The organism is Alteromonas sp. 38 (genome assembly GCF_902506055.1).
Lineage (GTDB): Bacteria > Pseudomonadota > Gammaproteobacteria > Enterobacterales > Alteromonadaceae > Alteromonas > Alteromonas lipotrueae.
This window is the reverse complement of sequence record NZ_LR733300.1, coordinates 3,674,257-3,700,934: the sequence shown is the minus strand read 5'-3', so window position 1 is coordinate 3,700,934 and position 26,678 is coordinate 3,674,257. Positions and strand designations below refer to the sequence as shown.

At 45.6% G+C, this 26,678-nt stretch carries 19 protein-coding genes; 4 read left to right on the top strand and 15 right to left on the bottom strand.

Features of this window, described 5'->3' with window-relative positions:
• Positions 1-41: 41 nt before the first annotated feature.
• From FLAVO9R_RS16030 to gltB, 9 genes are all read right to left on the bottom strand, one after another.
• Complete coding sequence (locus FLAVO9R_RS16030) at positions 42-905, bottom strand: helical backbone metal receptor (protein WP_246604310.1); 864 nt, start codon at positions 903-905, stop codon at positions 42-44.
• Positions 906-990: 85 nt separating this feature from the next.
• Entirely contained in the window at positions 991-1,959 is a 969-nt protein-coding gene (locus tag FLAVO9R_RS16025) for a cobalamin biosynthesis protein CobD/CbiB (protein ID WP_159532926.1), read from the bottom strand.
• A gap of 6 nt (positions 1,960-1,965) precedes the next feature.
• Entirely contained in the window at positions 1,966-2,679 is a 714-nt protein-coding gene (locus FLAVO9R_RS16020; RefSeq protein ID WP_220100003.1) for a 5'-methylthioadenosine/adenosylhomocysteine nucleosidase, read from the bottom strand.
• Between the two features lie 161 nt (positions 2,680-2,840).
• Complete coding sequence (locus FLAVO9R_RS16015; RefSeq protein WP_159534679.1) at positions 2,841-3,428, bottom strand: DUF2726 domain-containing protein; 588 nt, start codon at positions 3,426-3,428, stop codon at positions 2,841-2,843.
• A gap of 143 nt (positions 3,429-3,571) precedes the next feature.
• Positions 3,572-3,967 carry a hypothetical protein gene (locus tag FLAVO9R_RS16010; protein WP_159532924.1) on the bottom strand — a complete coding sequence of 132 codons (396 nt, stop codon included), beginning with the start codon at positions 3,965-3,967 and terminating at the stop codon, positions 3,572-3,574.
• 144 nt (positions 3,968-4,111) lie between these two features.
• The gene (locus FLAVO9R_RS16005) at positions 4,112-4,336 is read right to left on the bottom strand and encodes a helix-turn-helix transcriptional regulator (protein WP_159532922.1); all 225 of its coding nucleotides are present in this window, start codon (positions 4,334-4,336) and stop codon (positions 4,112-4,114) included.
• Positions 4,336-4,803, bottom strand: a complete 468-nt coding sequence (locus tag FLAVO9R_RS16000) for a hypothetical protein (RefSeq protein WP_159532920.1) — start codon at positions 4,801-4,803, stop codon at positions 4,336-4,338. Before FLAVO9R_RS16000 ends, FLAVO9R_RS16005 begins: the two co-directional genes overlap by 1 nt.
• Positions 4,804-5,077: 274 nt before the next feature.
• Positions 5,078-6,493 carry an FAD-dependent oxidoreductase gene (locus FLAVO9R_RS15995; RefSeq protein WP_159532918.1) on the bottom strand — a complete coding sequence of 472 codons (1,416 nt, stop codon included), beginning with the start codon at positions 6,491-6,493 and terminating at the stop codon, positions 5,078-5,080.
• Between the two features lie 14 nt (positions 6,494-6,507).
• Positions 6,508-10,974 (bottom strand): glutamate synthase large subunit, encoded by a 4,467-nt coding sequence (gene gltB, locus FLAVO9R_RS15990; protein ID WP_159532916.1) that lies wholly within the window; start codon positions 10,972-10,974, stop codon positions 6,508-6,510.
• 650 nt (positions 10,975-11,624) lie between these two features.
• Between gltB and arcB the strand changes: the two genes are divergently transcribed.
• From arcB to FLAVO9R_RS15970, 4 genes are all read left to right on the top strand, one after another.
• Positions 11,625-13,982 carry an aerobic respiration two-component sensor histidine kinase ArcB gene (gene arcB / locus FLAVO9R_RS15985; RefSeq protein ID WP_159532915.1) on the top strand — a complete coding sequence of 786 codons (2,358 nt, stop codon included), beginning with the start codon at positions 11,625-11,627 and terminating at the stop codon, positions 13,980-13,982.
• A gap of 81 nt (positions 13,983-14,063) precedes the next feature.
• Entirely contained in the window at positions 14,064-14,642 is a 579-nt protein-coding gene (locus tag FLAVO9R_RS15980; protein WP_159532913.1) for a PH domain-containing protein, read from the top strand.
• Positions 14,642-16,342, top strand: a complete 1,701-nt coding sequence (locus tag FLAVO9R_RS15975; RefSeq protein WP_159532911.1) for a PH domain-containing protein — start codon at positions 14,642-14,644, stop codon at positions 16,340-16,342. Before FLAVO9R_RS15980 ends, FLAVO9R_RS15975 begins: the two co-directional genes overlap by 1 nt.
• A gap of 64 nt (positions 16,343-16,406) precedes the next feature.
• Positions 16,407-17,591, top strand: coding sequence for an ROK family transcriptional regulator (locus tag FLAVO9R_RS15970; RefSeq protein ID WP_159532909.1), 1,185 nt, complete (start codon positions 16,407-16,409; stop codon positions 17,589-17,591).
• Between the two features lie 24 nt (positions 17,592-17,615).
• Here FLAVO9R_RS15970 and FLAVO9R_RS15965 read toward each other — a convergent pair whose 3' ends face one another.
• From FLAVO9R_RS15965 to FLAVO9R_RS15940, 6 genes are all read right to left on the bottom strand, one after another.
• On the bottom strand, positions 17,616-18,851 hold the full coding sequence (locus tag FLAVO9R_RS15965; RefSeq protein WP_159532907.1) for a response regulator: 1,236 nt from the start codon (positions 18,849-18,851) through the stop codon (positions 17,616-17,618).
• Between the two features lie 151 nt (positions 18,852-19,002).
• Positions 19,003-20,184: a 2-methylaconitate cis-trans isomerase PrpF gene (gene prpF / locus FLAVO9R_RS15960; protein WP_159532905.1), complete on the bottom strand. Its 1,182-nt coding sequence runs from the start codon at positions 20,182-20,184 to the stop codon at positions 19,003-19,005.
• Between the two features lie 427 nt (positions 20,185-20,611).
• On the bottom strand, positions 20,612-23,209 hold the full coding sequence (acnD, locus tag FLAVO9R_RS15955; RefSeq protein WP_159534677.1) for a Fe/S-dependent 2-methylisocitrate dehydratase AcnD: 2,598 nt from the start codon (positions 23,207-23,209) through the stop codon (positions 20,612-20,614).
• A gap of 27 nt (positions 23,210-23,236) precedes the next feature.
• Complete coding sequence (gene prpC / locus FLAVO9R_RS15950; protein ID WP_159532903.1) at positions 23,237-24,361, bottom strand: bifunctional 2-methylcitrate synthase/citrate synthase; 1,125 nt, start codon at positions 24,359-24,361, stop codon at positions 23,237-23,239.
• Between the two features lie 323 nt (positions 24,362-24,684).
• Positions 24,685-25,560 (bottom strand): methylisocitrate lyase, encoded by an 876-nt coding sequence (gene prpB / locus FLAVO9R_RS15945; protein WP_159532901.1) that lies wholly within the window; start codon positions 25,558-25,560, stop codon positions 24,685-24,687.
• A gap of 23 nt (positions 25,561-25,583) precedes the next feature.
• Positions 25,584-26,258, bottom strand: a complete 675-nt coding sequence (locus tag FLAVO9R_RS15940) for a GntR family transcriptional regulator (RefSeq protein WP_159532899.1) — start codon at positions 26,256-26,258, stop codon at positions 25,584-25,586.
• Positions 26,259-26,678: the final 420 nt, after the last annotated feature.

The following is a 26,678-nucleotide window of genomic DNA, read 5'->3' as shown; positions in this document are numbered from 1 at the left end:
CCTTCAGAAATAAAACAAGGTTATTATACCTTGTGGAATTGCTAGTTGATACCCTTACACAGTGTTTTTAGTTCATTAATTAACCGCAGTGAGAACCTGCTGGTAATGTCTGGATTAACCGCAATCAAGGGGGCTGACAAAAAACGGCGGTGGGCAAGCCAAAATTGCTCAAGATCGGACGCTGGCTGATTGCTAGCGGCCACCAAAGTAAAAGGCTGCCTAGATAATACTTCTTGTACCGAAACTTGCGGGTAATCGACCGGGCTGTCGGCAAATAGGGTTTGCGCACCACATACGTTAAGTAGCTTGTTCGGCCAGGCATTGTCACCTATGGTCATTAGCGGCGATGTCCAAGAGTAATAAAACACCTCTTTATTCGATGGCGTGGCATACTTGGCTCTTAATGCTGCTAAATGGCGCAAAAACTCACTGGTGAGCGCGTTGGCCTTTTCTTCTGTGTTAGTCACTTTGGCTAAACGCATCAATTCAGTGGCAATGTCTTCAATTTCAGTGATTTTGGCTCGAAACACCTTATAACCTAAGCTTTCTAAACGGTGTAAATCTTGCGGTTTGTTGCCTCCTTCCCAGGCTAGGATTAAGGTAGGCTGCAGCGCCATTATCTGGGATAAATCGGCACCTTGATAGTCGGCTACTTTTGGCAATAGCTGTGCTTCATCAGGAAAGTTACTGTAGTCGCTAACGCCAATTAAGTGTGCTTCTAAACCAAGGCTATAAACCCACTCGGTTAAATGAGGTGCGAGAGTGATAATCCGCGGGGCTGATTTGCTGGCTTCTGTATCCTGAATATGTTCATGCTGAGTTTGCTCGTAAATTTGCTCTCCAGCTGAAGTGGAAAGAGGCACTAGTGTGAGTAATATAGCGATTATCAACGAACGCTTCACCATACTGCCCTTACTCAATTTGTTAAATGGCAAAATGCTTATTATAAATGCAGCGTGTTTGCGCAGCATGTGAAATACGCTTTTCACGTTAGAAGACCTCGCTTAGAGTTTGTGTTTGTGCCGCGACTAATAATAAACAGACGCTAGCGATGGCGGTGACCACGGCCATGGCGCCGACTATAGTGCGCTTACTGCGTATCATATCTGAATACTTCACTTGTTCGGCACCACCCAAGCGAGGATAGCGGTATTTTCGTCCATGATAAATTGCAGGGCCGCCCAATTGAATGTTTTGTATTCCCCCAAATAGCGCAAGTAACAAGGAGGTTTTGTCTCGAGCTTTACTTCGTGTTACTGCTCGAATGCCTTTTATGGGGTGAGTGAAAAGAAGCACAGCAACACAACCGAGTAACGCAGGGGGAACCACTAATAACGAAACAAGCTTTCGCACAGGTTTCGCAAAATGCACCATTTTAGGATTTCGATAGTGCCATTGCCACGAGGTGAGTAATAACAAACGGTAGGTTAACGCACCAATAGGCCCTGCCAGCATAAAGTAAAAAATAACGCCGCAATAAAGATATAAAAACTTAAGCCATAGCGATTCAATGGCCGCTTTCGCAATACCAACATCGGTTAATTGGGTGCATTCGCGGGCAACTATAGTGTCTACGGTTTCCCTGGTGAGTACTTTTTTATTTTTTCCTACCGTTTTTAAAATCTTACTGAATTGATGGCGCTGATAGGCAAAGTCGAGCAAGGCAACCATGATCACGGCTTCGAAAAAAACAGGGTATTGGGCCATGTATATGAGTATGGCAAGGCAAATGATTAAAGGGGCCAATAATACAATGGCCGCTAATGAGCCGGAGATATAATGCTGCGATCGAGAGTAGCGTAAAGAGGGAAGAACTTTAAACCCCATCTGCCTAACCAAATAACGCATGAGGGTAAGCGGGTGGCTGCTAAGCGGCCACCGCCAAAGGGCATCTAAAACAACGGCCAACCATAATACCAGCACCGACTGATATGCTGATTGGGTCAGCAATGCTTCCATTTACTGCTACGCCAACGCTTTAATCATAGCCATAACAAGTTGCGCTGAATGTTTTGCTGCAGTATCCAAATATTCTTTAAAACTGACAGTTGATGTCTTACCCGCGATATCAGACAGCGAACGTATGACTAGAAACGGAACGTCAAGCATATGACAGGTTTGCGCTATAGCGGCACCTTCCATCTCGACGGCTTTCATTTCGGGGAAATTTTCACGTAGCGCTTCAACTGCTTCGTCGGTACCGATAAACGAATCGCCAGTACAAATAAGGCCACTGGTAGATTGGATATTTTCTAACTCGCTCGTTGCTGTTTTTGCGGCTTCAATGAGCGTATTGTCACAACGGTAGTCTTCAGGCATGCCAGCACACTGGCCTAGCGTGTAGCCGAAATGGGTTAGATCCACGTCGTGATGGATAACGTGGGTGGCAATCACTAAGTCACCAATGTTTAAGCTTTTATCGAACCCGCCTGCTGAACCTGTGTTTACCACAGCGTCAGGCGCGTACTGTTCAATGAGTACCGTAGTGGCAAGAGCCGCTGCAACTTTTCCGATACCACACTTTACCAGCACAACCTCAACATCATTAAGGTGGCCCTCATAAAAGGTTAAGTGCTTCCATGTGGTTTCTTTAAGGTTTGAAAGTGAAGCTTTAAGTAACGCAACTTCTTCATCCATTGCGCCTAGAATGCCAATTTTTTTTATGCCAGTCTCTTTCATGTATATACCGATTTATTCAGATGTTGGGGGAAGCAAAACTTGCTACAGATATGGTAATGAATTGTATAAGGAAATGAGGAAAACTGACAGGAAAAAGCCTTTGTCACCTGCTATTACAGCAATAATGGAGCGCAACAAAGGCTAGGGGAAAATAGTAAGTTTTACGCAGCTGCCACGCGGCTCGATCTTACTGGACGAGTCGGGCGCTTAGTCGGTTCAGGGTTGTGCGTAGGAAGCTGTGACATTTTTTGCTGAATTCTTCTATAAGGAATAAGCTTGTTTTCAAGGCATTCACGAATGTCGTCGACGGTATAGCCCGACTTCACCTTAATTCGAGCATGAGGAACACCTGCCGCATCTAATGCACCTGACACAAACCAATCGCGCTGAGTTTTGTAGCCCTCTTTCCCTTGGTTATGCACAAGGTCGATAGCTAATATCGGGCTCATGTCCTGCTTATCCACCAAGATAAAATCAAGTTGTCGCGATGAGGCTCTAGAAATAGCTTGGCTGGCCGTTTTCTTGTTGGCCGATTGCCTTACTGACACTATGTCACTCAAGCGTACACGGCAAATGATACGAAACTCTCGCCCCATGGCTTGTTCAATAAGGTTTAAAAATGAGTGTTCTACAGGAGTGAAAAGCTGTGGCTTTCGGCGAAAAGGAAACGCTACGCCACCATCTGATAATTTTATGGCGCCTAATGCCACCACAATAAGTAACATCATTAAAATAATTGCCAGTTCCATCATATTCCTCGCATATCAACGTGTAATGCGCGTCATAAAAATGACGCTTTTTTTGACACCACTGTGGTTCTTTACGGAATTTGCAAAGGCAGTGCCACATTGAACAAGGAGAGGAGCTAGGCGGAAATAAACCTTAAGGCAGGTTATGGCTTACTAATGATAAGTACATCTACTTGCGTGCCCATATTATCCGGTGACACCACAATACGAACCGAATCATCTGTTGCTGCAAGCATAGTGCGTTGGTTAACCGCAGGTTTTCTGACAAAATGCGGATAGGCATTTTGATAGAAGGCGATAACCTCTTCAGGTGCATACTTAGTAAAATAGACCAAGCTAGCTGGCATGCCCTCGTCGAATTGCTGACACTGACGTGCATTGGTCATTAGCGAGACGTCAAAAAAGGACGTAGGGCAAGACTGGGTAACAGGTACATTTAATGAACTGTTTGCGGTCACAGTATCGGCTAACGCGTGGTTCGCCATTGCTAGCCCGCCAAGTAAAATTATATTGATGCTTTTACGTAAACCGCTTGTCATTATTCTTGTTAACCAGTATTCACTCTTTATATCGATAATAGTGGGCTAACTATATAAGAGCAATAGATAAATAGTTGCACAAGGTATGTTCATAGCATGATGGGTATAGGGTGAAAACTATTGTGAACTGAGTTATCAATGCCACTATGTATTCTCTGTCGAATACTGAAACACCTCATTAAACGGCTTATCAAAGACCAAAGCAATTTTGAACGCCACTTCAAGTGATGGAGAGTATTTTCCTTTCTCGATCGCCATAACGGTTTGGCGTGTAACACCCACTTTCGACGCAAGTTCCTGCTGTGTCATTTCGTCTGAAAGAAAGCGCAAAGTTCTTATGTTATTGGTAATGATGTAATTATCAGTCATTAACTTTCTTTCCGGTAATAGTAAAGCTCAGTACCAAACCGGGTGACTTCCGATAACCAAAAAATCAGTACTAACTTCAGCTCAATAGGTGCAAGAGCATAATTGGTGTAGCTATTTTGCGCGTCAAAATCGATGTTACTGTTGATCATTTGTTGTATCACGCAGCTCACAATACCTACTGACAGTACCCAATAACCCGCATTATTCGCGGTAAGTCGATGATAACGCTCTCGTTCATCTTCAGGTGTATTGGCATCTTCTTGCTGGCTCATGGCTAACGCAATATGTAACGCTACCTCTAAGATAATGAAGGCAATAGTAATTCGCATGATGAGGGCGGTGGTGGTATCTAGGCTAGTATTTGGTTGCAAAAACATAAGTGTATATACGCTATCTCCATAAATAGAGGCGATCACCGCAGATACTAACAAAGACACCCACAAACTCTTCTCTCTGAACGAAATCATTATCTTTCTCCATGCCCTAGTAATGGTGGTTAAATTTTACTTTGTGTACGCTAAATTTAACTCAATGTTAAATATACTATACATTAGTGCTTGTAGAAAGCTAGCGGTAGGTTGTTACAAAGTTTGTTGTAGGTGAAGGTGCCCTGAGCGGATTTCTTTACAGCTTTAGATATACTGGCCACAAAAAAGCTCGCCTAAGCGAGCTTTTAAATAGATTACATACAACGAGGTACGGTTAACGTGCTGTTTTACACGTGGATATTAAACGCTAATATTAAACGCCGATGTAATCCATGATACCGTCAGCGGCTTTTCTGCCTTCGTCGATAGCGGTAACCACAAGGTCACTACCACGTACCATATCACCGCCCGCAAAGATTTTAGGGTGCGATGTTTGGAAAGCAAACTTACCAGCAGCAGGAGCGCGTACGCGGCCTTTTTCATCTAGCATAATGCCGAACTCAGCAAACCAAGGGGCAGGGCTAGGTTGGAAACCAAACGCGATAATGATCGCATCAGCTTCAACCACATGCTCAGAGCCTTCAATTTCAACTGGGCGACGACGCCCGTTGATATCCGGTGGACCCATCTCGGTTTTTACGAATTTAACACCGCAAGCTTTGCCTTCGCTATCAACAGCAATATCTAAAGGTTGAATGTTGAACATAAATTCAACCCCTTCTTCTTTGGCGTTAACCACTTCACGGCGAGAGCCAGGCATGCTTTCTTCGTCACGTCGATATGCACACACTACCCGGTCGGCTTCTTGACGAATAGACGTACGTACACAGTCCATGGTGGTATCACCACCACCAAGTACTACTACGCGCTTACCTTTCATATCAACAAAGTCGGCTTCGTCTTTTTCAAGGCCCATCACGCGATTTGTATTTGAAATAAGGAAGGGCAGAGCATCGTGAACACCGTGTACATGTTCATTTTCAAAGCCGCCTTGCATCGATTTATACGTACCCATGCCTAAGAACACAGCGTCGTAATCATCTAACAGTTTTTGCATTTCAATGTCTTTACCAATTTCAGTGTTAAGTACAAACTCAACACCCATGTCGGTAAAGATTTCGCGGCGAAGCTTAATCACATCTTTTTCAAGCTTAAACGATGGAATACCGAAGGTTAGCAAGCCACCAATTTCTTCGTACTTGTCGAATACCACGGGCTTTACGCCGTTACGAACAAGAATATCAGCACAGGCTAATCCAGCTGGGCCCGCACCTACAATAGCGACTTTCTTGTCTGTCCACACTACGTCAGACATATCTGGGCGCCAGCCCATTTTAAACGCGGTATCGGTAATGTATTTTTCAATACTACCAATGGTTACCGCGCCGAAGTCGTCATTTAGGGTACATGCACCTTCGCAGAGTCTGTCCTGAGGACAAACGCGGCCACATACTTCTGGCAAACTATTGGTTTTGTGCGACAACTCAGCCGCCTCAATAATACGACCTTCATTGGCAAGGTCTAACCATTGAGGAATGTAGTTGTGTACTGGGCACTTCCATTCGCAATACGGGTTACCGCAGTCCAAGCAGCGATCTGCTTGGCCTTCGGTTTGTGACTGACTTAACGGCTGATAAATTTCAGCGAACTCGTGTTTACGCACCATGATCGGCTTTTTCGGCGGATCGATACGTTCAACATCGACAAACTGGTATACGTTCTTTGCCATAAACTTTTCTCCTCCTACTGAGCCTGAATGCGCAATTCTGCGCTTGAACGACTGATGTGACCTAATAGGTTTTTCACATCACTGGTCTTCGGCTTAATAAGCTTGAAGCGTTTCAGCGTTGCCGCGAAATCGGTCAGCAAGCCTAACGAATGGTCGCTGCCAGTTTCTTCGTAATGCTGATTAATAAGACCACGTAAGTGCTCTACTAAAATCGCTTTACCGTCAACAGGCATAATCTCAATAAGGTCTTGGTTTACACGGTTATCTAGGTCGTCGTTGTCGTCCATAAGGTACGCAAATCCACCTGTCATACCGGCACCGAAGTTCACGCCTACAGGGCCAAGTACTGCAACAATACCACCGGTCATGTATTCACAACCGTTGTCACCAATACCTTCAACTACCGCAATAGCACCTGAGTTACGTACACCAAAACGCTCACCTGCACGGCCTGCAGCAAATAATTTACCGCCAGTTGCACCGTATAAGCAGGTATTACCCATAATGGCACTTTCATGCGCATTGTAAGTCATGTTTCTTGGTGGATGAATAACAAGCTTACCGCCAGTCATTCCTTTACCTACGTAATCGTTTGCGTCACCTTCAAGGTGCATGTGCAAGCCGCCAGCATTCCACACACCAAAACTTTGACCAGCAGTACCGGTAAGATTCACTTTAATAGGCGTATCTTCAAAGTCGTGGTTACCATGGTGCTTAGCAATTTCACCCGATAACAAAGCACCTACCGAACGGTCGGTGTTGCGAACAGGGTATTTCAATTCAAGAGACTCGCCGTCAACAACCGCTTGTTGCGCGTCTTTAAGCATTTGTGCGTTTAGCACACCTTTATCAACGGGTTCATTGGTGGTTTGTGAACAGAATAAACGGGTATGTTCACCTGCTTTCGGTCTTACCAACAATGGCGTTAAATCAAGGCGGTTTTGCTTCGCAGTCACACCGTCAATCACTTTTAATAGCTCAGTACGGCCAACAAGGTCGTCAAACTTGGTCACGCCAAGGGCAGCCATAATTTCACGTACTTCTTGGGCAATAAACTTAAAGTAGTTCATAACCATGTCTGGCAAACCAATGAAGTGGTCGTCACGAAGCTTTTGATCTTGTGTTGCTACACCGGTTGCACAGTTGTTCAAGTGACAAATACGTAAGTACTTACACCCTAACGCCACCATAGGCCCAGTACCAAAACCGAAGCTTTCAGCACCTAAAATACCCGCTTTCACTACGTCTAAACCTGTTTTAAGGCCGCCGTCAGTTTGAACGCGTACTTTATGGCGAAGGCCGTTTTCAATGAGCGCTTGCTGTGTTTCAGACAAACCTAATTCGAACGGGCTTCCAGCATATTTAACCGACGTAAGTGGGCTTGCACCTGTACCGCCATCGTAACCTGACACCGTAATAAGATCTGCATAGGCTTTTGCTACACCGGTAGCAATAGTTCCTACACCAGGTTCAGACACTAACTTCACTGAAATAAGTGCAGTTGGGTTCACCTGTTTCAAATCGAAAATAAGCTGGGCTAAATCTTCAATTGAATATATATCGTGGTGCGGTGGAGGCGAAATAAGGGTTACACCAGGCACTGAGAAACGTAACTGTGCAATATACTTATTCACTTTGTCGCCAGGTAACTGACCACCTTCACCAGGCTTCGCGCCCTGTGCCACTTTAATTTGAATAACATTCGCATTTACTAAGTAATGCGGTGTTACCCCAAAGCGACCAGAAGCAACCTGCTTAATTTTCGAGTTCTTTTCAGTACCAAAGCGCGATGGATGTTCACCACCTTCACCGGAGTTAGACTGTCCGCCTAAACGGTTCATGGCAATCGCTAACGCTTCGTGTGCTTCAGGGCTTAATGCCCCAATTGACATAGCGGCTGTATCAAAACGCGGGAATAAGTTCTGTGCGTCTTCAACTTCGCTAATATCAACCGGCTCGCTTTGTGGGTCGAGCGCTAGCAGGTCACGAATGTGCGCAGGAGAGCGCTCGTTGACCAGTTTCGCATACTGCTGGTAATCGCTGTATTCGCCGCTCATTACTGCTTTTTGCAGTGTGCTGACTACATCTGGGTTATACGCATGGTATTCGCCGCCGTGTACATACTTAAGCAAACCACCGTGATCAACAGGCTTACGTTTTAACCAAGCCACGCGGTTTAGATTAACCGTATCTTGTTGGAAATCGTCGAAATCAGCACCTTGAAGGCGCGAGGTAACACCTCTGAAACACAGTTCCATTACCGCATCGTTAATACCGATAGCTTCGAATAATTTCGAACTACGGTAACTTGCCACGGTACTGATACCCATTTTCGACATTATTTTGTACAAACCTTTATTGATACCTTTACGGTAGTTCAACGTGGCTTGCATAGGTGAAATGTCGAGTTCGCCTTTCTCACAAAGCTGTTCAATGGTTTCGTAGGCTAAGAACGGATACACCGCTGTAGCACCTAAACCAATGAGTACGGCAAAGTGATGTGGGTCACGGGCACTGGCGGTTTCAATGACTACGTTCGCGTCGCATCGTAGTGATTTATCAACTAAACGGCGCTGTACTGCACCAACGGCCATAGCAGCTGGAATAGGTAAGCGGTTTTGTCTGATATTGCGATCGGATAAAATCACGAACGCCGCACGCTTTTGTTTAACTAAGTGCTCTACTTCGTTACAAATACGCTCGATGGCTTTTTTCAAACCTTCTTGCGGTTGGTACTGAAGTTCAACCACTTCTGAATAGTAATTATCAGGGTTAAATTCACGTAGCTGTTTTAAGTCGGTATACATCAGTATTGGCGAGTTAAACAATACGCGGTCTGCATAACCTGAGGTTTCGCTGAATACGTTTTGCTCGCGGCCAATACAGGTGGCTAGCGACATTACGTGGTTTTCACGTAATGGATCGATAGGCGGGTTAGTTACCTGTGCAAACTGCTGACGGAAGTAATCGTAAACGGTACGCTGGCGTGAAGACATAACCGCCATTGGCGTATCATCACCCATAGAGCCAACGGCTTCTTGACCGTCTTTCGCAAGTACTTTAATAACTTGCTGAATTTCTTCATAGCTATAGCTGAACTGCTTATGGAATACCGAAATGGTGTCGTCATCAAAAACGCGTTTTCCAATCAGTGAAGCATCTAGCTTTTCAATAGGCGTTAAATGACGAATATGTTTATCGAGCCACTCTTTATATGGGTGACGCGCTTTTAACTCTTCATCAATTTCAGTGGAACGCCAGATTTTACCTGTGTAGGTATCAACCGCTAGCATTTCACCTGGGCCTACGCGGCCTTTTTCAATAACGTCAGCTTCTTCGTAATCCCAAATACCCACTTCTGAGGCAAGGGTAATGAAGCCATTTTTGGTGATAACGTAACGGGCAGGGCGAAGACCATTTCGGTCTAGGTTACATGCCACGTGGCGGCCGTTCGTTAATACGATACCGGCAGGGCCATCCCACGGTTCCATATGCATCGAGTTGAACTCGTAAAATGCACGTAGGTCGTCATCCATGGTTTTGTTATTTTGATAAGCAGGTGGCACTAATAAACGCATGGCACGGAACAAATCCATCCCACCGGCTAAGAATAGCTCAAGCATGTTATCAAGTGACGATGAATCAGAACCTTCGGTATTAACAAAAGGAGCTGCTTCTTTCAAATCAGGAATAAGCGGCGTAGCAAATTTAGAGGCACGTGCCATTGCCCAATCTCGGTTGCCTTTAATGGTGTTAATTTCACCATTGTGCGCCAAGAAACGGAACGGTTGCGCGAGTGGCCAGCGTGGTAACGTATTGGTTGAAAAGCGCTGATGGAATACACAAATAGCACTTTGCAGACGTTCGTCGGCTAAATCTAAATAGAAGGCAGGTAAGTCTTTCGGCATTACCAAGCCTTTGTAAATGGTTACCAAGCCAGATAGGCAGGCAACATAAAAATCAGGATCGCTTTCAAGGCGCTTTTCAGCGCGGCGACGCACCATATAAAGGCGGCGTTCAAGATCGCGCTTGCGCCAACCTGCTGGTGCATTCACAAATACTTGTTCTATTTGTGGCACGCCGGTAAGAGCAAGTTCACCCAATACAGAGCGATCGACAGGCACTTCGCGCCAGCCAACAACACTAAGGGTTTCTTTTTCAAGTTCTTCATTCAACACCTCGCGCGCAGTTTGCGCAAGGGCCTGGTCCTGGCTTAGAAAGATCATGCCAACGCCGTATTTTTTGCTGAGTTTCCAGCCATTTTCTGCGGCGATAGTATGGAAGAACGCATCCGGTTTCTGCAGTAGTAAACCACAGCCGTCTCCGGTTTTCCCGTCAGCGGCAATACCGCCTCGATGCTGCATACGGTCTAAACCGTGAATAGCGGTTTCTACTAGCGTATGGCTAGCTTCTCCGTGGGTATGGGCGATTAAGCCAAATCCACAGTTATCCCGGGAATCGTTGGGGTTGTATAAACTCATCTCTTAACTCCTTCAACCTTTGACTGGGGCAAGGTGTGCGTTGCGTGTAGATGCGCCTAGGTATTGCGTATCACAACATTGTTCAGACGTCTTTTGTCGAGCTGGCACTATTACCGCTCTATGCGCCTTTTCTTGTCGTTATTTATTATTAGAGGATTCCAGTCGTGTTCCGCATTTTTATGCATTATTGCTTTGCGGGGCGTACAAAATACCTATATTGATATGTAAAATCAAACGCTAAAGCAGGGGGTATAACAAAGATTTAGCATATAGTTTAAAATATTCACTATTTTCATAGTGTTAAACTTATAAATTCATGTTTGTAATAAAAATGTTATAACCCGATATATCGTCTTATTGGTAGGCATTGAAATTATAGCAAGTATCTTCAAATTGCCAAAAATGAATAAAAATTCATGTTGAGGTGTTTAATATCTAGTCAAGGGCCTGTTTGCTGTATTTTTATGTAGTTGTAAAGCCTTTCTTACACAATATCAGAATTGCACTGCGTTGTACAAAAAATGCACCGCCATAAGTCGGTCCACTTAAACGCACAGCCACCCTTCAATACCTGCGAACTCAGTGAGCATTTCCGTAATGCATAAACCCTGATAGGATATGTCGAAAATAATCCTAAAAATAAGTCGTTCATGCATTCAGATTCTCCAAATGACTCTTGGGCTATTCGCTTTGCACAATTTGTGCAGCGCTTCGGTACGCTTAAGTTAAGTATTCTGTTCGTTGTATTATCGCTGGTATTTACGCTTGGCGGCTCTTACGTAATTCGCGTAAGCATGGGCAGTGCAGTACAACCCGATGACTTTATCAGCGCGGTTATACTCACCATGCTTTCGGCACCTTGGGTGCTGTACTTTTTTAGCGAGCTTATAAAGCAGTTAGAAAACTCACGTACCAATCTTAAAGAAGTGGTAAGTCAACTAGAGCGCTTGCGTGAAGAAGATGTTTTTCTTAACCGTGAGCTGCAAACGAATATCCGCCAATTAAACCACGAAATTGAGCAGCGTAAATTAGCGCAAGAAGAGCGTGAAGCCTTATTTAAAGACTTAGAACGTGAAATTCAGGATAAATCTGAACAAGAAGCGCAAGCCCGCCGTTTATCTACCTTACTTCGTTCGATTATCGATGCTTCGCCAGATCTTATTTACTACCGAAATGAAGAAGGGCGCTTTGCGGGCTGCAACCGTATAGCAGAACTCATGACGGGTAAAACAGAGCAGGAACTGCTTGGCTTAACCCCTACTGATGTTTATGAAGAAGACTTGGCGCGCCAAATCGTCGCCAGTGATCACGAAGTACTAGAAACTAACGCCAGTATTACTGAAGAGTTATGGCTACGCTTTGCCGATGGCCGCCGTCGCTACTTCGAAATGAAGCGAGTTCCATTCTTCGATAAAGAAGGCAACCGTTTAGGCTTGCTATCATTTGGTCGAGACATGACTGAACGTAAACAAGCGGAAAATGCAGCGGCGAAAGCCAGTACCGATAAAACGCGCTTTATTGCGACGATTAGCCATGAACTACGCACGCCGCTAAACGGTATTGTTGGCTTAAGTAGAATGCTGCGCGATACCGAATTAAGCGAAGAGCAATTTAGCTGGGTAAGTACTATTTATGCCAGTGCTATTACGTTAGGCAATATTTTTAACGATATTATCGATTTGGATAAGTTGGATAGAGACAAAGTTGAACTGAGCTTGAAGACTGTATCGCTTCGCGACTTCACCGAAGAGCTAAGCAGTATTATTCGGTTATTAGCGGGTGATAAACAGCTAGAGCTTAAGACCACGATTAAAGAGCCTCTTCCGAGATTAGTTGAAGTAGATGGTACGCGCTTGCGCCAAATTTTGTGGAATATCCTGTTTAACGCAGTGAAGTTCACCCAAAAAGGCCATGTAAGCTTATCCATTGAAGCCACTAAACCTGAAAATGACCTCGCGTTCGTCACCTTTGTGATTGAAGATACTGGGGTAGGCATACCTGAAGAAGAGATAGAAAAAATCTTCGCCATGTACTATCAAGTTGATCACCCTGATCATCAATCGGCGACAGGTACCGGTATTGGTTTGGCTATTTGTAAGCAAATGGTCGATTTAATGAAGGGCAATATCAAGGTTACCAGTGTAGTAGGTAAAGGCACGCGCTTTGAAATAGAGCTACCGGTAGAGATATCGAAAAAGCCTATGCAAGTGGCGCAGCTTCAGGTTACTGACTTGAACATTCTACTGGTTGAGGATATTGAACTTAACGTGATGGTTGCCAAAGCCCTGCTTGAAAAAATGGGGCAAAAGGTGGATGTGGCCATGACGGGGCAAGAAGCGATTGATAAAGCCCGCGCGAATCAATACGACTTAATACTGTTAGATATTCAGCTGCCAGATATGACGGGCTTCGACGTGGCCAGTACGCTGCATGAAGAAGACTTAGTAATGCAAACGCCTATTGTGGCACTTACTGCGAACGTGATTAAAAAGCGGGAAGAATATTTGCAAAATGGCATGGACGATATTATTGCCAAGCCCATTAAGAAATCTCGCGTGATTGAGGTGTTTAACGAATTATTCCATGCGCCGCCTGCACCATTAGAAGTTGAAGGTCAGGTAGAGCGCCCACCAGAGCCAAGCAAAATATTAAGTAACATTTTAGATATGGACTTGCTCCAGATGTTAGTGGATACAATAGGCGATGATATGGTGCGAGCAAGTGTGAAAGTGTTCCAGGAGAAAATGCCTGAATACATGGAAATTTTGCAGTTGAGCCTAAGCGCTGATGAGAAATCTGAAGTCTGCTCGCAAGCGCATAAAATTAAAGGTGCGGCAGGCTCTGTAGGGCTTGCTCGTGTTCAGCGTATTGCAAATCAAATTCAACAAGGCGACCATCCAACGTGGTGGCAAAACGTTCATGATTGGGTTGAAGAATTGCAGATGGCGGTACAGCACGACATGAAAGCCTTGCAGGATTGGCTTAATCAGCAGAGAGTAGACGATTAATTCGTTTATAAAATTACGGGGCTGATTAGGCCCCGTTTTTATTTGAAAGTTGATTTCGCGAGTTTACAAGGGGTAGACGTAATGACAATGAGTTCTGATAACGAGACGTTTAGCAACGCTCAGCTAAACGCTATAACAGCTAATGAAAACACGTCTGCATCAGACAAGCCTCAACTTCACCAACTTAATTTAGAAGCTATTTCTCCGCGTTACCGCGTGATTAATATCTCACTGGTTTTTGGCATAGCGTTTGTGCTTATCATGGTGGCTAGTGCGCTACGGTATCAGTCATTTTTCGCGCTACCAGAGCCCTTGGTCGCCGCCTTTCCTTATATTGTTGTGGGCATTTTTGTGCTGGGATGTTTATGGACGACCTATCATTTTTTTGCCGATCCGCTTATTAAATATGCCCTGCGTGAACAAGACTTAAGCTTGCAATCAGGCTTGGTATTTAGGTCGTTATCTTGCCAGCCCATACTTCGCGTTCAACATGTTGAATTAAAACGTGGACCGATTGCGCGCCTAGCGGGTTTAGCTTCTTTGCAGGTTTTTTCGGCTGGTGGTGCAACCCACACGTTTGAAATTCCAGGTATAGAGGTGGAGGTGGCCGAGCGGTTAAGGCAGTTCATACTTGATCATAAAGATGTGAGTGCAAAATAATGGCTTCCCCCGAAGTAGAATCGGCGAAGCCCTCCGAAAGCAGCGTACAAGGGAAAGCCGTTAAGGTTGATACCGGCGAAGGCTGGCGTAGGCTTTCCCCCATTGCCATTGCTTATTTTACCCTTCGCAGCATTAAAAACATGGCACAAGGCGCCATTTACGCCGTACCGGCCATTGCAGTAACGGCCAATATTACCGATAACATTCAATCGCCCAATACCCTTTTAGGCATTGCTGCGATCTTCATTATTTTCTTTTCAAGCGGTGTTGTTAGCTTCTTCATGTACCGCTTTAGAGTAAACAACCAGCATGTTGAAATTCACAGTGGGGTGTTTTCTCGAAGTTACACCAACTTGCCATTTTGGCGTATTCAGAATGTTAAAATTGAATTACCTTTCTACTATCGACCGTTCGGCTTTGCACTCGTAATACTTGATACCGCTGGAAGTGCAGGAGAAGAGGCTAAAATTGTCGCCGTTCCTTTGGCCTATGCTCATGCCTTAAGAAAGCAAGTACTAGCCGAGCATCAAGACTCTCGCCCCCTAGACGCTCGACATAGCGAGGAAGAACATCAAGAGACTGGGCATCAACAAACTGAGCGCCACGCAAGCTCTTATGTAAATGATAGCAATGCTGTTGCTAATACTGCGGTCAACAGTGACCAAAGCAAGCGCTATTTAGAAACCAACGAGGATGGCGAAACCATACTGAATAGGCGCTCTATAACCGATATCGTGATCCACGGAATTACCAACAACCGAGTATGGATTTTATTAGGTGCTGCAGCCCCCTTTTATGACAATGCGTTTGGCTACCTATCAGAGTGGCTGGCTGAAAAGGGCTTGCAGCTAAATCAGCTTGTTGGCGAGCAGACCATAGCGTGGTGGCAGTTTGGCTTGTACGCGTTTGTGATGCTAATGATGGCTATGGCCTTGGTCGCAGTGATTAGTATTGGCGGGGCTCTGTTTACCTTTTACGATTATACATTGTCGCGCCACAACGACAGATATATCCGCAGAAGTGGGTTATTGAATAAACAAGAAGTGAGTATGCGGGCATCCCGCATTCAAGTTATCTCTGCGAAGCAAGATTGGTTAGACAGAATTCTTAAGCGCGTGAACCTGTACTTCGAGCAAAACGCATCAATTGGGCACTCGACCAATGAGCTTATGTCGCCAAACCGACTTATTGTACCTTCTGTGACTGAAGACGAAGCGGATGAGTTAAGCCAAGAAGTCATGCCGCAGAGTAAAATTCGCCGCAGCGACTACCAGTCTATAAGCAAGCGTTACATTTTACACTGGGTGATAGCAGGGCTTTCTATTCCTTTTGTGGTGGGTGCTGGATTCGGTATCTATATAGAACATTTAGATATTACCGCAGGGGTCACTTTTGTTAGCGCAATACTGCTAAGTGTTATTGTGCTTAGATGGTGGCGTTGGGGTGTGGTTAGCGACGGTAAATACATTTATGTAAGGCGAGGGCACATAGGTGTGGATTACTTATGCTTCGAACCCTACAAAGTTCAGCAGGTAGTGGTAAAGCAAAGTGTGTTCATGAAAAGGCGAAAGCTTGCCACGGTGCAGTTTGTATTAGCATCTGGGGCTATTTCAGTGCCGTTTTTACCTGAAGGTTTTGCGAATGAGTTAGCTAATAACGTGCTATTTGAAGTTGAATCGAAACGAAAGTCTTGGATGTAGCGGCAACGTTGTTACAAGGTGAAGTACCGCTGCATCCAAGGTATTAGAACTGATACTGCTAATTATGCTTGCGTCTATTAAAAATAATCAGCTTTTACGATCGGCTTTCACTGTTAGCAAAGGTGATAAATTATTACCGGATAACCCTCGGGCTATTGTGCGTGAAGTGTTTTGGAACATGAACACCACACAAAGCAAAATAGCAGAGCAGACCCAGATCCCTCAGCAAACCGTGTCACGGCTTGTAAAAGGACTGATTGAGCAAGGGGTACTTCGCGTTAACGAAGAAAAAGAAGAAAGCAGCACTGCAACCAAGTCATCAAGAGGAAAAAGTGCCTCAGGCATAGCGCCCAACCCAGAGTTTGCCTATTCATTTGGTTTATCAGTATTACTCGATGCAATTTCGGTAGCCGTACTGGATTTTACTGGTGAGGTTGTTGATACTCTGATCCTTGAGCTTGATGATATGGGTATTGAATCGGTATTGCGAAAAGCGGTAGCGATGGCCAATGAATGGATAGAGACCCATGCTATTCCTACTGACCGTATTTTGGGGATGGGAGTGGGGATTTCTGGCTTTTTCAGTTCTACTGATGGAAAAATGAATACCCACCATGCCATTGAAGAATGGGCTGATATTAACATTGCGGAAACGGTTGCAGAAGCCTTTCAACTGCCAACCTGGGTAGTTAATGATGGCACTGGCACTGGCGCGGCAGCCGGCGAGGGTATTGCTGGGGTAGGGCGACAGTACAAAAACTTCGTGTACTTATTTGTTTCAAGTGCGTTTGGTGGGGGGCTGGTAAACAACGGCGACATGATTCGTGGTACGCATGGCAACGCCGGCGAACTCGGTGACATGCTTCCGGCCAAGCTTTATAGCCATCCTAACTTACAATTACTACAGCGCATCTTGTCAAAGCATGGCGTGGATGTGCCTTCTATTTATAAGTTAAATGAAACCTTCGATCCTAACTGGCCTGGGGTAGATGAATGGATTTATAAGGTTCAGGATTCGTTTGATTTAGTCGCCACCGCGAGTTCTGTGCTATTAGATGGCCAAGCCATTATTATCGGTGGGCATATTCCTACCCAGTTGGCCAAAAAGGTTATTCCTAGAATTGATGTTTATGCGCAGTTCAGACGAGGCGCAAAGCGGCCTTTACCTGAAATTGTGTGTGCGGAAGTTACTAGTAGCCCTGTTGCGGTTGGCGCGGCTACGCTACCTTTAAGAGAGTGGTTTCTATAGTCACCGCATCAGCAAGATGTAGCGCTAGCTGTCACTGGCAATTATCCTATCTTTTCCACTGCGCTTTGCTTGATAAAGCCGTTTATCAGCAATGTCAATTTGCGTTTCAAGGTTAGTGTTTTTTTCTGCGCAAATACCAATGCTGCACGTTATATTTAATTCGTGCTGCGTGAAGCGTGAGCTTCGTACAAGGTTAATAAATTGCGAAACGCTCCCAAGGTGCGCTTTCAACGTTCGGGTCGATATCACCGTAAACTCTTCACCGCCGTAGCGAACCACTACATCTTCAATAAAGTGTTCTTTTAACAGAGTAGCAAATTCCTGAAGCAACATGTCACCCGCTTTGTGACCTTGAATGTCGTTCACCGCTTTAAAATTATCGATATCAATCATGCATACAGTCACCCCTTGGGAGGACGTGTTTTGAGTTAATATTGCGCCACCTTGCTCGTTAAGGTAGCGGCGGTTATAAATTTGAGTAAGGGGATCGATATTGGCTGATTGCCTGATGGTCTGAATCATTTCCTGAGCTTCTAAATTCTGCATCACTCGGCAGAAGAACTCTTCATGATAGAAAGGTTTAGAAAGGAAGTCGTTAGCGCCACTTTTGATGAACTTAGAAGAAAGTACGCCATCATTGGTACCTGAAAGCCCAATAAAGATTAAGTCTTGCATGCGGCGCTCGTGTCTTATTGCTTTGATCAGTTCGTATCCATCCATATTGGGCATGCGGTGGTCCGAAATTACCATACGAATATCTTGATGCTCAGAAAGCACATTAAGGGCCTCTCGGCCGTCACTTGCTTCATATATTTGGAAGTGAAACTTCTTAAGCAGACCACAAATGTAGTTTCGACTGGTCACAGAATCTTCGACTACGAGTACTTTGGTGGCAAGGTTTTTTCTTAAACGGTCAATGAGCTTAATAACCTGATTGTAGGAATAACGAGATTCTTTGGTAATGTAATCAAGTACACCTAAATCGAGTAGCTGAGCCCGGGTAAACTCATCAAAGTTGCCAGTTAACACCAAGGTGGGTATTGAATACGATAAACTGAGCTCTACGCTCTCACCGTTGGGGGCATCAGGTAAATTTAAATCTACAATAGCCGCGAGAAAATCGTTCCCTTTTTCAAGTTCCTGAGTAGCCTCGGCAAAATCTTTGCAAAGAATTGGTGTTAAGTAAGGATTGTCTTCTAACAATTTACTTAAAATTTTACGCACGGTTAGGCTGTCTTCTACCACCAATACTTTATTCATGACGACGTGGGCTCTCAGAAAATAGGCGCCGAGAATAACGAAAAAGTAGGAACAATGCGCCCCTAAGAGCGCAATATTATACTGAAGTCTACCTTAGCGATAAGGGAAGAAAATCTGATATTTCTCAGTGGGTTAAATTTTATACTGCTGATTAGTTCTGTTCGGTGGGAACGCGAACCCAGCCTTCCATCAATATGCGAGCGCTTCTGCTCATGACGGCTTGTTCAATGTTCCATTTATCGTTTTCGAAGCTTGCTTTTGCGCCAACACGCAAGGTGCCTGAGGGGTGTCCAAAAACAACCGCTTCACGTTCACTGCCACCAGCAGCAACGTTCACTAATGTACCCGGAATAGCCGCAGCTGCAGCTATGGCCACAGCGGCTGTCCCCATCATAGCGTGATGCAGCTTACCCATAGACATAGCGCGAACCAGTACATCAATATCATTTCCCAAAATGTCTTTACCACTAGAGGCCTTATAGCCTGTAGGTGGCGCTACCATAGCCACTTTAGGAGTGTGCTGGCGAGAGGCCGCTTCGCCAATATCACTAATTAGCCCCATTTTCACAGCGCCATAAGCACGAATAGCTTCAAATTTGGCAAGGGCGGCATCATCGTTATTAATGTCATCTTGCAGTTCCGTACCCGTGTAGCCAATATCTTCAGCGTTGATGAAAATAGTCGGAATGCCTGCGTTAATCATGGTGGCACTGAAAGAGCCTACATCAGGTACTTCAAGCGTATCGACTAAACGACCGGTAGGAAATATAGCGCCTTCGCCATCGGCTGGGTCGACAAACGCAACCTCAACTTCTGCGGCAGGAAACGTCACCCCGTCTAATTCAAAGTCGCCGGTTTCTTGCACTTCACCATTAGTAATAGGCACCTTGGCAATAATGGCTTTATTGATGTTGGCTTGCCATATATTGACAACAGCAATGCCGTTATCTGGAATTTTATTGGCATCGACCAACCCATTATTTATCGCAAATGCGCCCACTGCGGCCGTTAAGTTACCGCAGTTGCCGCTCCAATCTACAAAAGGCTTGTCGATAGAAACTTGACCAAATAAGTAGTCAACATCGTAATCATTGCGCTCACTCTTACTAATAAGCACGGTTTTGCTAGTGCTCGACGTAGCGCCACCCATGCCATCGGTTTGTTTACCGTAAGGGTCTGGACTGCCAATCACACGCAATAAAAGCGCATCTCGCGCCGGCCCAGGCTGCTGCGCCGCTTCGGGTAAATCAGATACGTTAAAGAACACACCTTTACTGGTACCACCGCGCATATAGGTAGCTGGTACACGAATTTGAGGAGCATACTTCGTCATGTTTATTCCTTTTTTGAGTGGTGGCAATGGCTGATTACGATGATTGGTTGCGAGCCGTGATAACGATTAAGCCCCACTTAAAACACACCAATCCATCACCTAAATCCACCACCTAATTAAACGTTGTTGAAGGATGTTAGGGGAACGTAATTTGGGCTCAGGGCCCTCAATACGCATGGATGCAAGTTGGGAGCTTACAACAGCAAGGCAACCAGTCACTCAGCGAAAGCAGCGCTTAAAAATCACTTTCCACAGTTGTATTACAAGTTTTGGCTTAACGTCGTTACACACTAAGGTATTGAGCTACTTCGCTTCATAAACCTTCCGCAGCAAGGATGCTGCGGCAGAGCCCCCATGGATGGGTTCACGGCGTGTTTATGAAGTGAAGTGGCTCAGTGCCAAACGTCAATGCGCTAAGATGAAGGCGTTAGCCTTCAACCTCTTCAGCTTCTAAGAAGTCTTTGGCAAAGCGTTGAAGCACACCGCCTGCGCTGTAAATCGACACCTCTTCTGCGGTATCTAAGCGACAGGTTACGGGCACATCTAGGGTTTCACCGTTGGCTCGATTAACCACTAAGGTTAGCGTAGCACCCGGTGCAGGTTCACCTTTAACGTCGTAGGTTTCAGTGCCATCAAGTTCAAGGGTTTTGCGTGTTGTACCTGGCTTAAACTCAAGAGGTAGTACACCCATGCCAAGTAAGTTGGTACGGTGAATACGCTCGAAGCCCTCTGCGGCAATGACTTCTACCCCAGCTAAACGAACACCTTTGGCAGCCCAGTCGCGTGAAGAGCCCTGACCATAGTCGGCACCTGCTACAATAATCAGTGGCTGTCTGCGCTGCATGTAGGCTTCAATGGCTTCCCACATGCGCACCACTTTGCCTTCTGGCTCAATGCGAGCAAGCGAGCCCTGTTTCACTTCGCCGTTTTCAAGCACCATCTCGTTGAACACTTTCGGGTTCGCCAAAGTAGCGCGAAGCGCCGTTAAATGGTCGCCCCTATGGGTGGCATAAGAGTTAAAGTCTTCTTCCGGTAACCCCATTTTCGCCAAATACTCACCTGCTGCACTGGTAGCCATAATCGCATTCGATGGCGATAAATGATCGGTGGTAATGTTATCGCCCAATATAGCCAGCGGTCGCATACCCGTCATGGTGCGTTTCGCATCCATCGCACCTTCCCAATAAGGAGGGCGGCGAATATAGGTACTCATTTCACGCCAATCATACAGCGGGCTAATGTCGCTGCCAGTATTCACTTTCAAATCGAACATGGGCTCGTACACTTTACGAAAATGCTCTGGCTTCACGCTTTTCGCGACAATGGCATCAATCTCTTCATCGCTTGGCCAAATATCTTTGAGCGTGACAGGGTTACCGTCGTTATCAATACCTAATACGTCTTTTTCAATATCGAAACGAACCGTACCTGCAATGGCGTAGGCCACCACTAATGGCGGTGAGGCCAAAAAGGCTTGTTTCGCATACGGGTGAATACGGCCATCGAAATTACGGTTACCAGAAAGCACTGCCGTTGCGTATAAGTCACGGTCTATAATTTCTTGCTGAATTTTAGGGTCTAGCGCGCCGCTCATTCCGTTACAGGTGGTGCAGGCAAAAGCAACGACACCAAAGCCCAACTGTTCTAGTTCGCCCATTAAATCAGCTTCTTCTAAATACAGCTTTACCGCTTTAGAGCCAGGGGCTAATGAACTTTTCACCCAAGGTTTACGGGTTAATCCGCGCTGGTTTGCATTGCGGGCAATTAAGCCTGCTGCAATCACATTTCGCGGGTTAGATGTGTTGGTACAACTGGTAATGGCAGCGATAATTACCGCACCATCGGGCATTTTGCCTTCTTCTTGTTCCCATGCGCTAGCAACTCCGCGCTGAGCCAAATCGCTGGTGGCTAAACGTGCATGTGGATTAGACGGGCCAGCCATGTTGCGGCCAACAGAGGATAAATCAAAGGTGAGAACACGCTCGTATTCGGCACTCGCTAATGAATCTGCCCATAAACCTGTGTGTTTCGCGTATTGTTCAACTAAGGCAATTTGCTTTTCTTCACGGCCAGTTAAGCGCAAATAATCGATGGTTTGCTGGTCGATGTAGAACATCGCCGCGGTAGCGCCGTATTCGGGGGTCATGTTTGAAATAGTAGCGCGATCGCCAAGGGTAAGGTGCGTAGTACCTTCGCCATAAAATTCCAAATAAGAAGACACCACACGCTCTTTACGTAAAAACTCGGTAAGTGCCAATACAATATCGGTAGCAGTAATATTGGGCTGTGGCTTACCGGTAAGTTCAACACCAACAATATCAGGTAGGCGCATGTAAGAGGCGCGCCCCAGCATAACGCTTTCTGCTTCAAGGCCGCCTACACCAATAGCAATAACACCTAGTGCATCAACATGAGGGGTATGGCTGTCGGTGCCAACCAAGGTATCAGGAAAGGCAACACCGTCGCGAGACTGAATAACCGGCGACATACGCTCTAAGTTGATTTGGTGCATAATACCGTTACCCGGCGGTATCACATCCACGTTTTTAAACGCTAACTTAGTCCAGTCGATAAAATGGAATCGGTCGTCGTTACGTCTATCTTCAATAGCGCGGTTTTTTTCAAACGCGTCGGGTTCAAAACCCGCATGTTCAACGGCTAATGAGTGATCGACAATTAACTGGGTAGGCACAACGGGGTTTACTTTCGCCGGATCGCCGCCTTTCGCCGCAATAGCATCACGTAAACCAGCCAAGTCAACCAACGCGGTTTGCCCCAGAATGTCGTGGCATACCACGCGGGCTGGAAACCACGGAAAATCCAAGTCGTTCTTGCGATAAATAAACTGCTTAAGTGAATCGGTTAATGCGTCAGGGTTACAACGGCGCACTAAGTTTTCAGCAAACACTCGTGAGGTGTAAGGAAGTTTATCGTAGGCACCAGGTTCAATGGCTTCCACTGCCTCGCGGGTATCAAAAAAATCGATACCTGCGCCAGGCAAAGGTTTACGGTATTCGTAATTCATATTACTCATGATTTTAAGCCTTAGTCGTTAACTACGTGCAGACATAGGAGGCACGTCACGAATATCTTCACCAGTATATTCAGCTGACGGGCGAATAATACGGTTGTCAGCGCGTTGTTCCATCACATGTGCTGCCCAGCCCGTTAGGCGAGACATCACGAAGATAGGGGTAAACAACTTGGTGGGAATTCCCATAAAGTTATAGGCGGAAGCGTGGAAGAAATCAGCGTTACAGAATAGCTTTTTCTCGCGCCACATTACTTCTTCACAGCGCACAGATACGGGGTAAAGCACCTCGTCACCTACATCGGCAGCGAGCTTTTCAGACCAGCCTTTGATGATTTCGTTACGTGGGTCTGATTCAGAATAGATGGCATGGCCAAAGCCCATGATTTTGTCTTTACGGGCAAGCATGGCCATCATTTTTTCTTCAGCGTCGTCTGCCGAGGTAAAGCCTTCAATCATTTCCATAGCTGCTTCATTCGCACCGCCATGCAATGGACCGCGAAGTGAGCCAATAGCGCCGGTGACACATGAGTGCATATCTGACAAGGTTGAGGCACATACGCGAGCGGTAAAGGTAGAGGCATTGAATTCGTGCTCTGCATACAAAATAAGTGAAACGTGCATGACTTTTTCATGCAACTCGCGAGGTTTTTCGCCGTGTAGCATATGCAAGAAATGACCGCCGATTGAATCGTCATCGGTTTCTACATCAATACGAACGCCATCGTGAGTAAAGCGATACCAATAGCAAATAATGCTTGGGAAACAAGCTAGCATACGATCGGTTGCTTGCTGCTGTTCGCTGAAATCGTTTTCCATTTCAAGGTTGCCCAACATAGAGCAACCTGTACGAAGTACGTCCATAGGATGTGCGTCTTTTGGAATACGCTCTAATACATCTTTAAGAGCCTGAGGCAATCCGCGCCTACCACGAAGTAAGGTTTTGTATTCATCTAACTCGGACTGGGTAGGCAATTTACCTTTTAAAATAAGATAAGCCACTTCCTCAAACTGGCAACTGGCTGCTAAATCTTTTACATCGTAACCACGGTATGTCAGGCCAGAACCTGATACGCCTACAGTAGACAGTGCTGTTTTTCCTGCAACTTGGCCGCGTAATCCCGCGCCACTTAATTGTTTAGCCATCTTGTTGTCTCCGGTCTTGTGTATGTAAGGTACAAAAGTTTGTTTAGTTTTTAATTCAACAATCGATATTTAAAAGCGTTGTTTTTAACAAAGTATTACTCGATGCAAATTGGCGTTCGAGGCCGCGGATGGGGAGGCAGGGAATACGAGCGCTGCCCCTCCGAGGCATGGATGCCGAGGCGGAGCCCCCATGGATGGGTTTACGGCGTGGCAGCGCCGTATCCCTGCCTCCTCAGCCAAAGCGGCTTCGCAGGCAATGCTGCCTCGAGTCAATTCAGCCAAAGCGGCCTCGCATGCAATACTGCCTCGAGTCATCTCAGCCGTTAGCCTTTGCCTTTGGCGAACAGTTCGTCGAGCTTTTGCTCGTAGTCGTGATAGCCAAGGTAATCGTATAACTCCATGCGTGTTTGCATGGTGTCGACAACGGCTTTTTGATCGCCATTATCAAGTATTGATTGGTACACGTTTTCGGCCGCTTTGTTCATGGCGCGGAATGCACTTAGTGGGTAAAGCACCATCGCAGCGCCCCATTCGCCAAGTTGTTCTTTGTTCCAAAGTTCGGTTTGTCCGAATTCGGTAATGTTGGCAAGAATAGGGACGTCTAACGCTTCTGAAAATGCGCGGTAGTGTTCTTCAGTTTTTACTGCTTCTGCAAATATGCCATCGGCACCGGCCGCAACATAAGCCCTTGCGCGTTCAATGGCTTTTTCTAACCCTTCTTGAGCGAAAGAGTCGGTTCGCGCCATAATGAAAAAGTCAGGGTCGGTTCTAGCATCTACCGCAGCTTTAATGCGATCGACCATTTCTTCTGTGCTCACAATTTCTTTGTTAGGGCGATGGCCGCAGCGCTTTTGCGCAACTTGATCTTCCATATGCACAGCCGCAGCGCCTGCTTTTTCCATATCGCGAATGGTTTTTGCAATATTAAATGCGCCGCCCCAGCCCGTGTCTATGTCTACCAATAACGGTAAATCACAGGCTGACGTGATGCGTTGTACATCAACAATCACGTCGTTTAGTGATGTCATGCCCAAGTCGGGTAGCCCGTATGAAGCATTCGCAACGCCACCACCGGAGAGGTATATTGCTTTGTGGCCGATAGATTTTGCCATCATGGCGGTATAGGCATTAATGGTGCCTAATATTTGCAATGGCTTATTGTCGGCCAGTGCTTGTCTGAATTTCTTTCCTGCACTCATAAGTAACACTCTCTGGTTTCAAATTAGGTTGGTGTGGCGCTAAGTTTGTTTTCAATATTGTTCTTAGAATAAAGAATATGGCGTCGCATTAGCATTTCTGCCAACTCTTCATCGCGATTCGCAATCGCGTTAACAATGTGTCTGTGTTCGTCAAAGGCAGTAGTAACCCTTGGGCCAGCCATGCCTAGCTGAACGCGATACATGCGTACAAGGTGATAAAGCCCATCTATTAACACGCTAATGAGGTGGCTGTTTTTACTGCCAGTCACGATGCGGTAGTGGAAGTCCACGTCGCCGGCTTCTTGGTAATAGAGCTGGGCGTCTTTCACTTTATTAAAGTGTGAATCTAATAAGCCTTGTAATGAGGCGACTTCTTCATCGCTCATGTGTCTTGCGGCAAGGCGAGCGGCCATGCCTTCAAGTGCTTCTCTTACTTGATAAAGCTGAATAAGCCCTTCAGGGGTTAGCGATACTACCTTGGCACCAATATTCGCCTTTCGCTCAACAAGATGACAGGCGGCAAGACGATTAATACCTTCTCGGATAACCGCACGGCTGACTTCATATTTTGTCGACAACTCAGTCTCACTAAGTTTAGAGCCTGCAGGAATAACACCTTCTACAATGTCTTTTCGCAGCTGATAGAAGGTTCTATCTGCATTAGTTACAGGCTTTTCTAGGGTTATCTGTACCGACAAGCTATTCACCACAAAATGAATTACATGTCGACAATATAGGGGGTTTAGGTTGTTCGGTCAAACTTTCTTAGTGGTTATTGTCGACAAAGTGGTGTTATTTTTTATAAGTGGAAGGCTTATGAAAAATAAAAAAGATAACAATTTGCTGCTAGTGCAAGAGGTTAATCTAAAAGGCTAGCGACAAGAGATAAAGTACAAAGAGGCCGATTTAACGTAGAGGGGCGGCTACAACTTGCAGCGCTTTTTGCTGGAATGCTGTAAAGGTGAGGGAGAGTATTGTCTAAATGGTCTAGTGAATAGTTAAAGGCAATCGGTTTTATGCTTAATAAGTAACCTATGCTAACGTAATGATTATAAATAATAATATGTCAATTGGAATGGTGGGGGTGGAGCCGTTTTAAGCTTAACCAATTAGTCTAA

Excerpts from the sequence above, each read along its gene's own strand:
- FLAVO9R_RS15970 (WP_159532909.1), top strand. The coding sequence starts at position 16,407 with ATGCTTGCGTCTATTAAAAATAATCAGCTTTTACGATCGGCTTTCACT.
- prpF (WP_159532905.1), bottom strand. The coding sequence starts at position 20,184 with ATGACGAAGTATGCTCCTCAAATTCGTGTACCAGCTACCTATATGCGC.
- FLAVO9R_RS16025 (WP_159532926.1), bottom strand. The coding sequence starts at position 1,959 with ATGGAAGCATTGCTGACCCAATCAGCATATCAGTCGGTGCTGGTATTA.
- FLAVO9R_RS16015 (WP_159534679.1), bottom strand. The coding sequence starts at position 3,428 with ATGGAACTGGCAATTATTTTAATGATGTTACTTATTGTGGTGGCATTA.
- FLAVO9R_RS15980 (WP_159532913.1), top strand. The coding sequence starts at position 14,064 with ATGACAATGAGTTCTGATAACGAGACGTTTAGCAACGCTCAGCTAAAC.
- FLAVO9R_RS16005 (WP_159532922.1), bottom strand. The coding sequence starts at position 4,336 with ATGACTGATAATTACATCATTACCAATAACATAAGAACTTTGCGCTTT.
- gltB (WP_159532916.1), bottom strand. The coding sequence starts at position 10,974 with ATGAGTTTATACAACCCCAACGATTCCCGGGATAACTGTGGATTTGGC.
- FLAVO9R_RS15975 (WP_159532911.1), top strand. The coding sequence starts at position 14,642 with ATGGCTTCCCCCGAAGTAGAATCGGCGAAGCCCTCCGAAAGCAGCGTA.
- FLAVO9R_RS15965 (WP_159532907.1), bottom strand. The coding sequence starts at position 18,851 with ATGAATAAAGTATTGGTGGTAGAAGACAGCCTAACCGTGCGTAAAATT.
- arcB (WP_159532915.1), top strand. The coding sequence starts at position 11,625 with ATGCATTCAGATTCTCCAAATGACTCTTGGGCTATTCGCTTTGCACAA.
- FLAVO9R_RS16010 (WP_159532924.1), bottom strand. The coding sequence starts at position 3,967 with ATGACAAGCGGTTTACGTAAAAGCATCAATATAATTTTACTTGGCGGG.
- prpC (WP_159532903.1), bottom strand. The coding sequence starts at position 24,361 with ATGGCTAAACAATTAAGTGGCGCGGGATTACGCGGCCAAGTTGCAGGA.
- prpB (WP_159532901.1), bottom strand. The coding sequence starts at position 25,560 with ATGAGTGCAGGAAAGAAATTCAGACAAGCACTGGCCGACAATAAGCCA.
- FLAVO9R_RS16030 (WP_246604310.1), bottom strand. The coding sequence starts at position 905 with ATGGTGAAGCGTTCGTTGATAATCGCTATATTACTCACACTAGTGCCT.
- FLAVO9R_RS15995 (WP_159532918.1), bottom strand. The coding sequence starts at position 6,493 with ATGGCAAAGAACGTATACCAGTTTGTCGATGTTGAACGTATCGATCCG.
- FLAVO9R_RS16020 (WP_220100003.1), bottom strand. The coding sequence starts at position 2,679 with ATGAAAGAGACTGGCATAAAAAAAATTGGCATTCTAGGCGCAATGGAT.
- acnD (WP_159534677.1), bottom strand. The coding sequence starts at position 23,209 with ATGAATTACGAATACCGTAAACCTTTGCCTGGCGCAGGTATCGATTTT.
- FLAVO9R_RS16000 (WP_159532920.1), bottom strand. The coding sequence starts at position 4,803 with ATGATTTCGTTCAGAGAGAAGAGTTTGTGGGTGTCTTTGTTAGTATCT.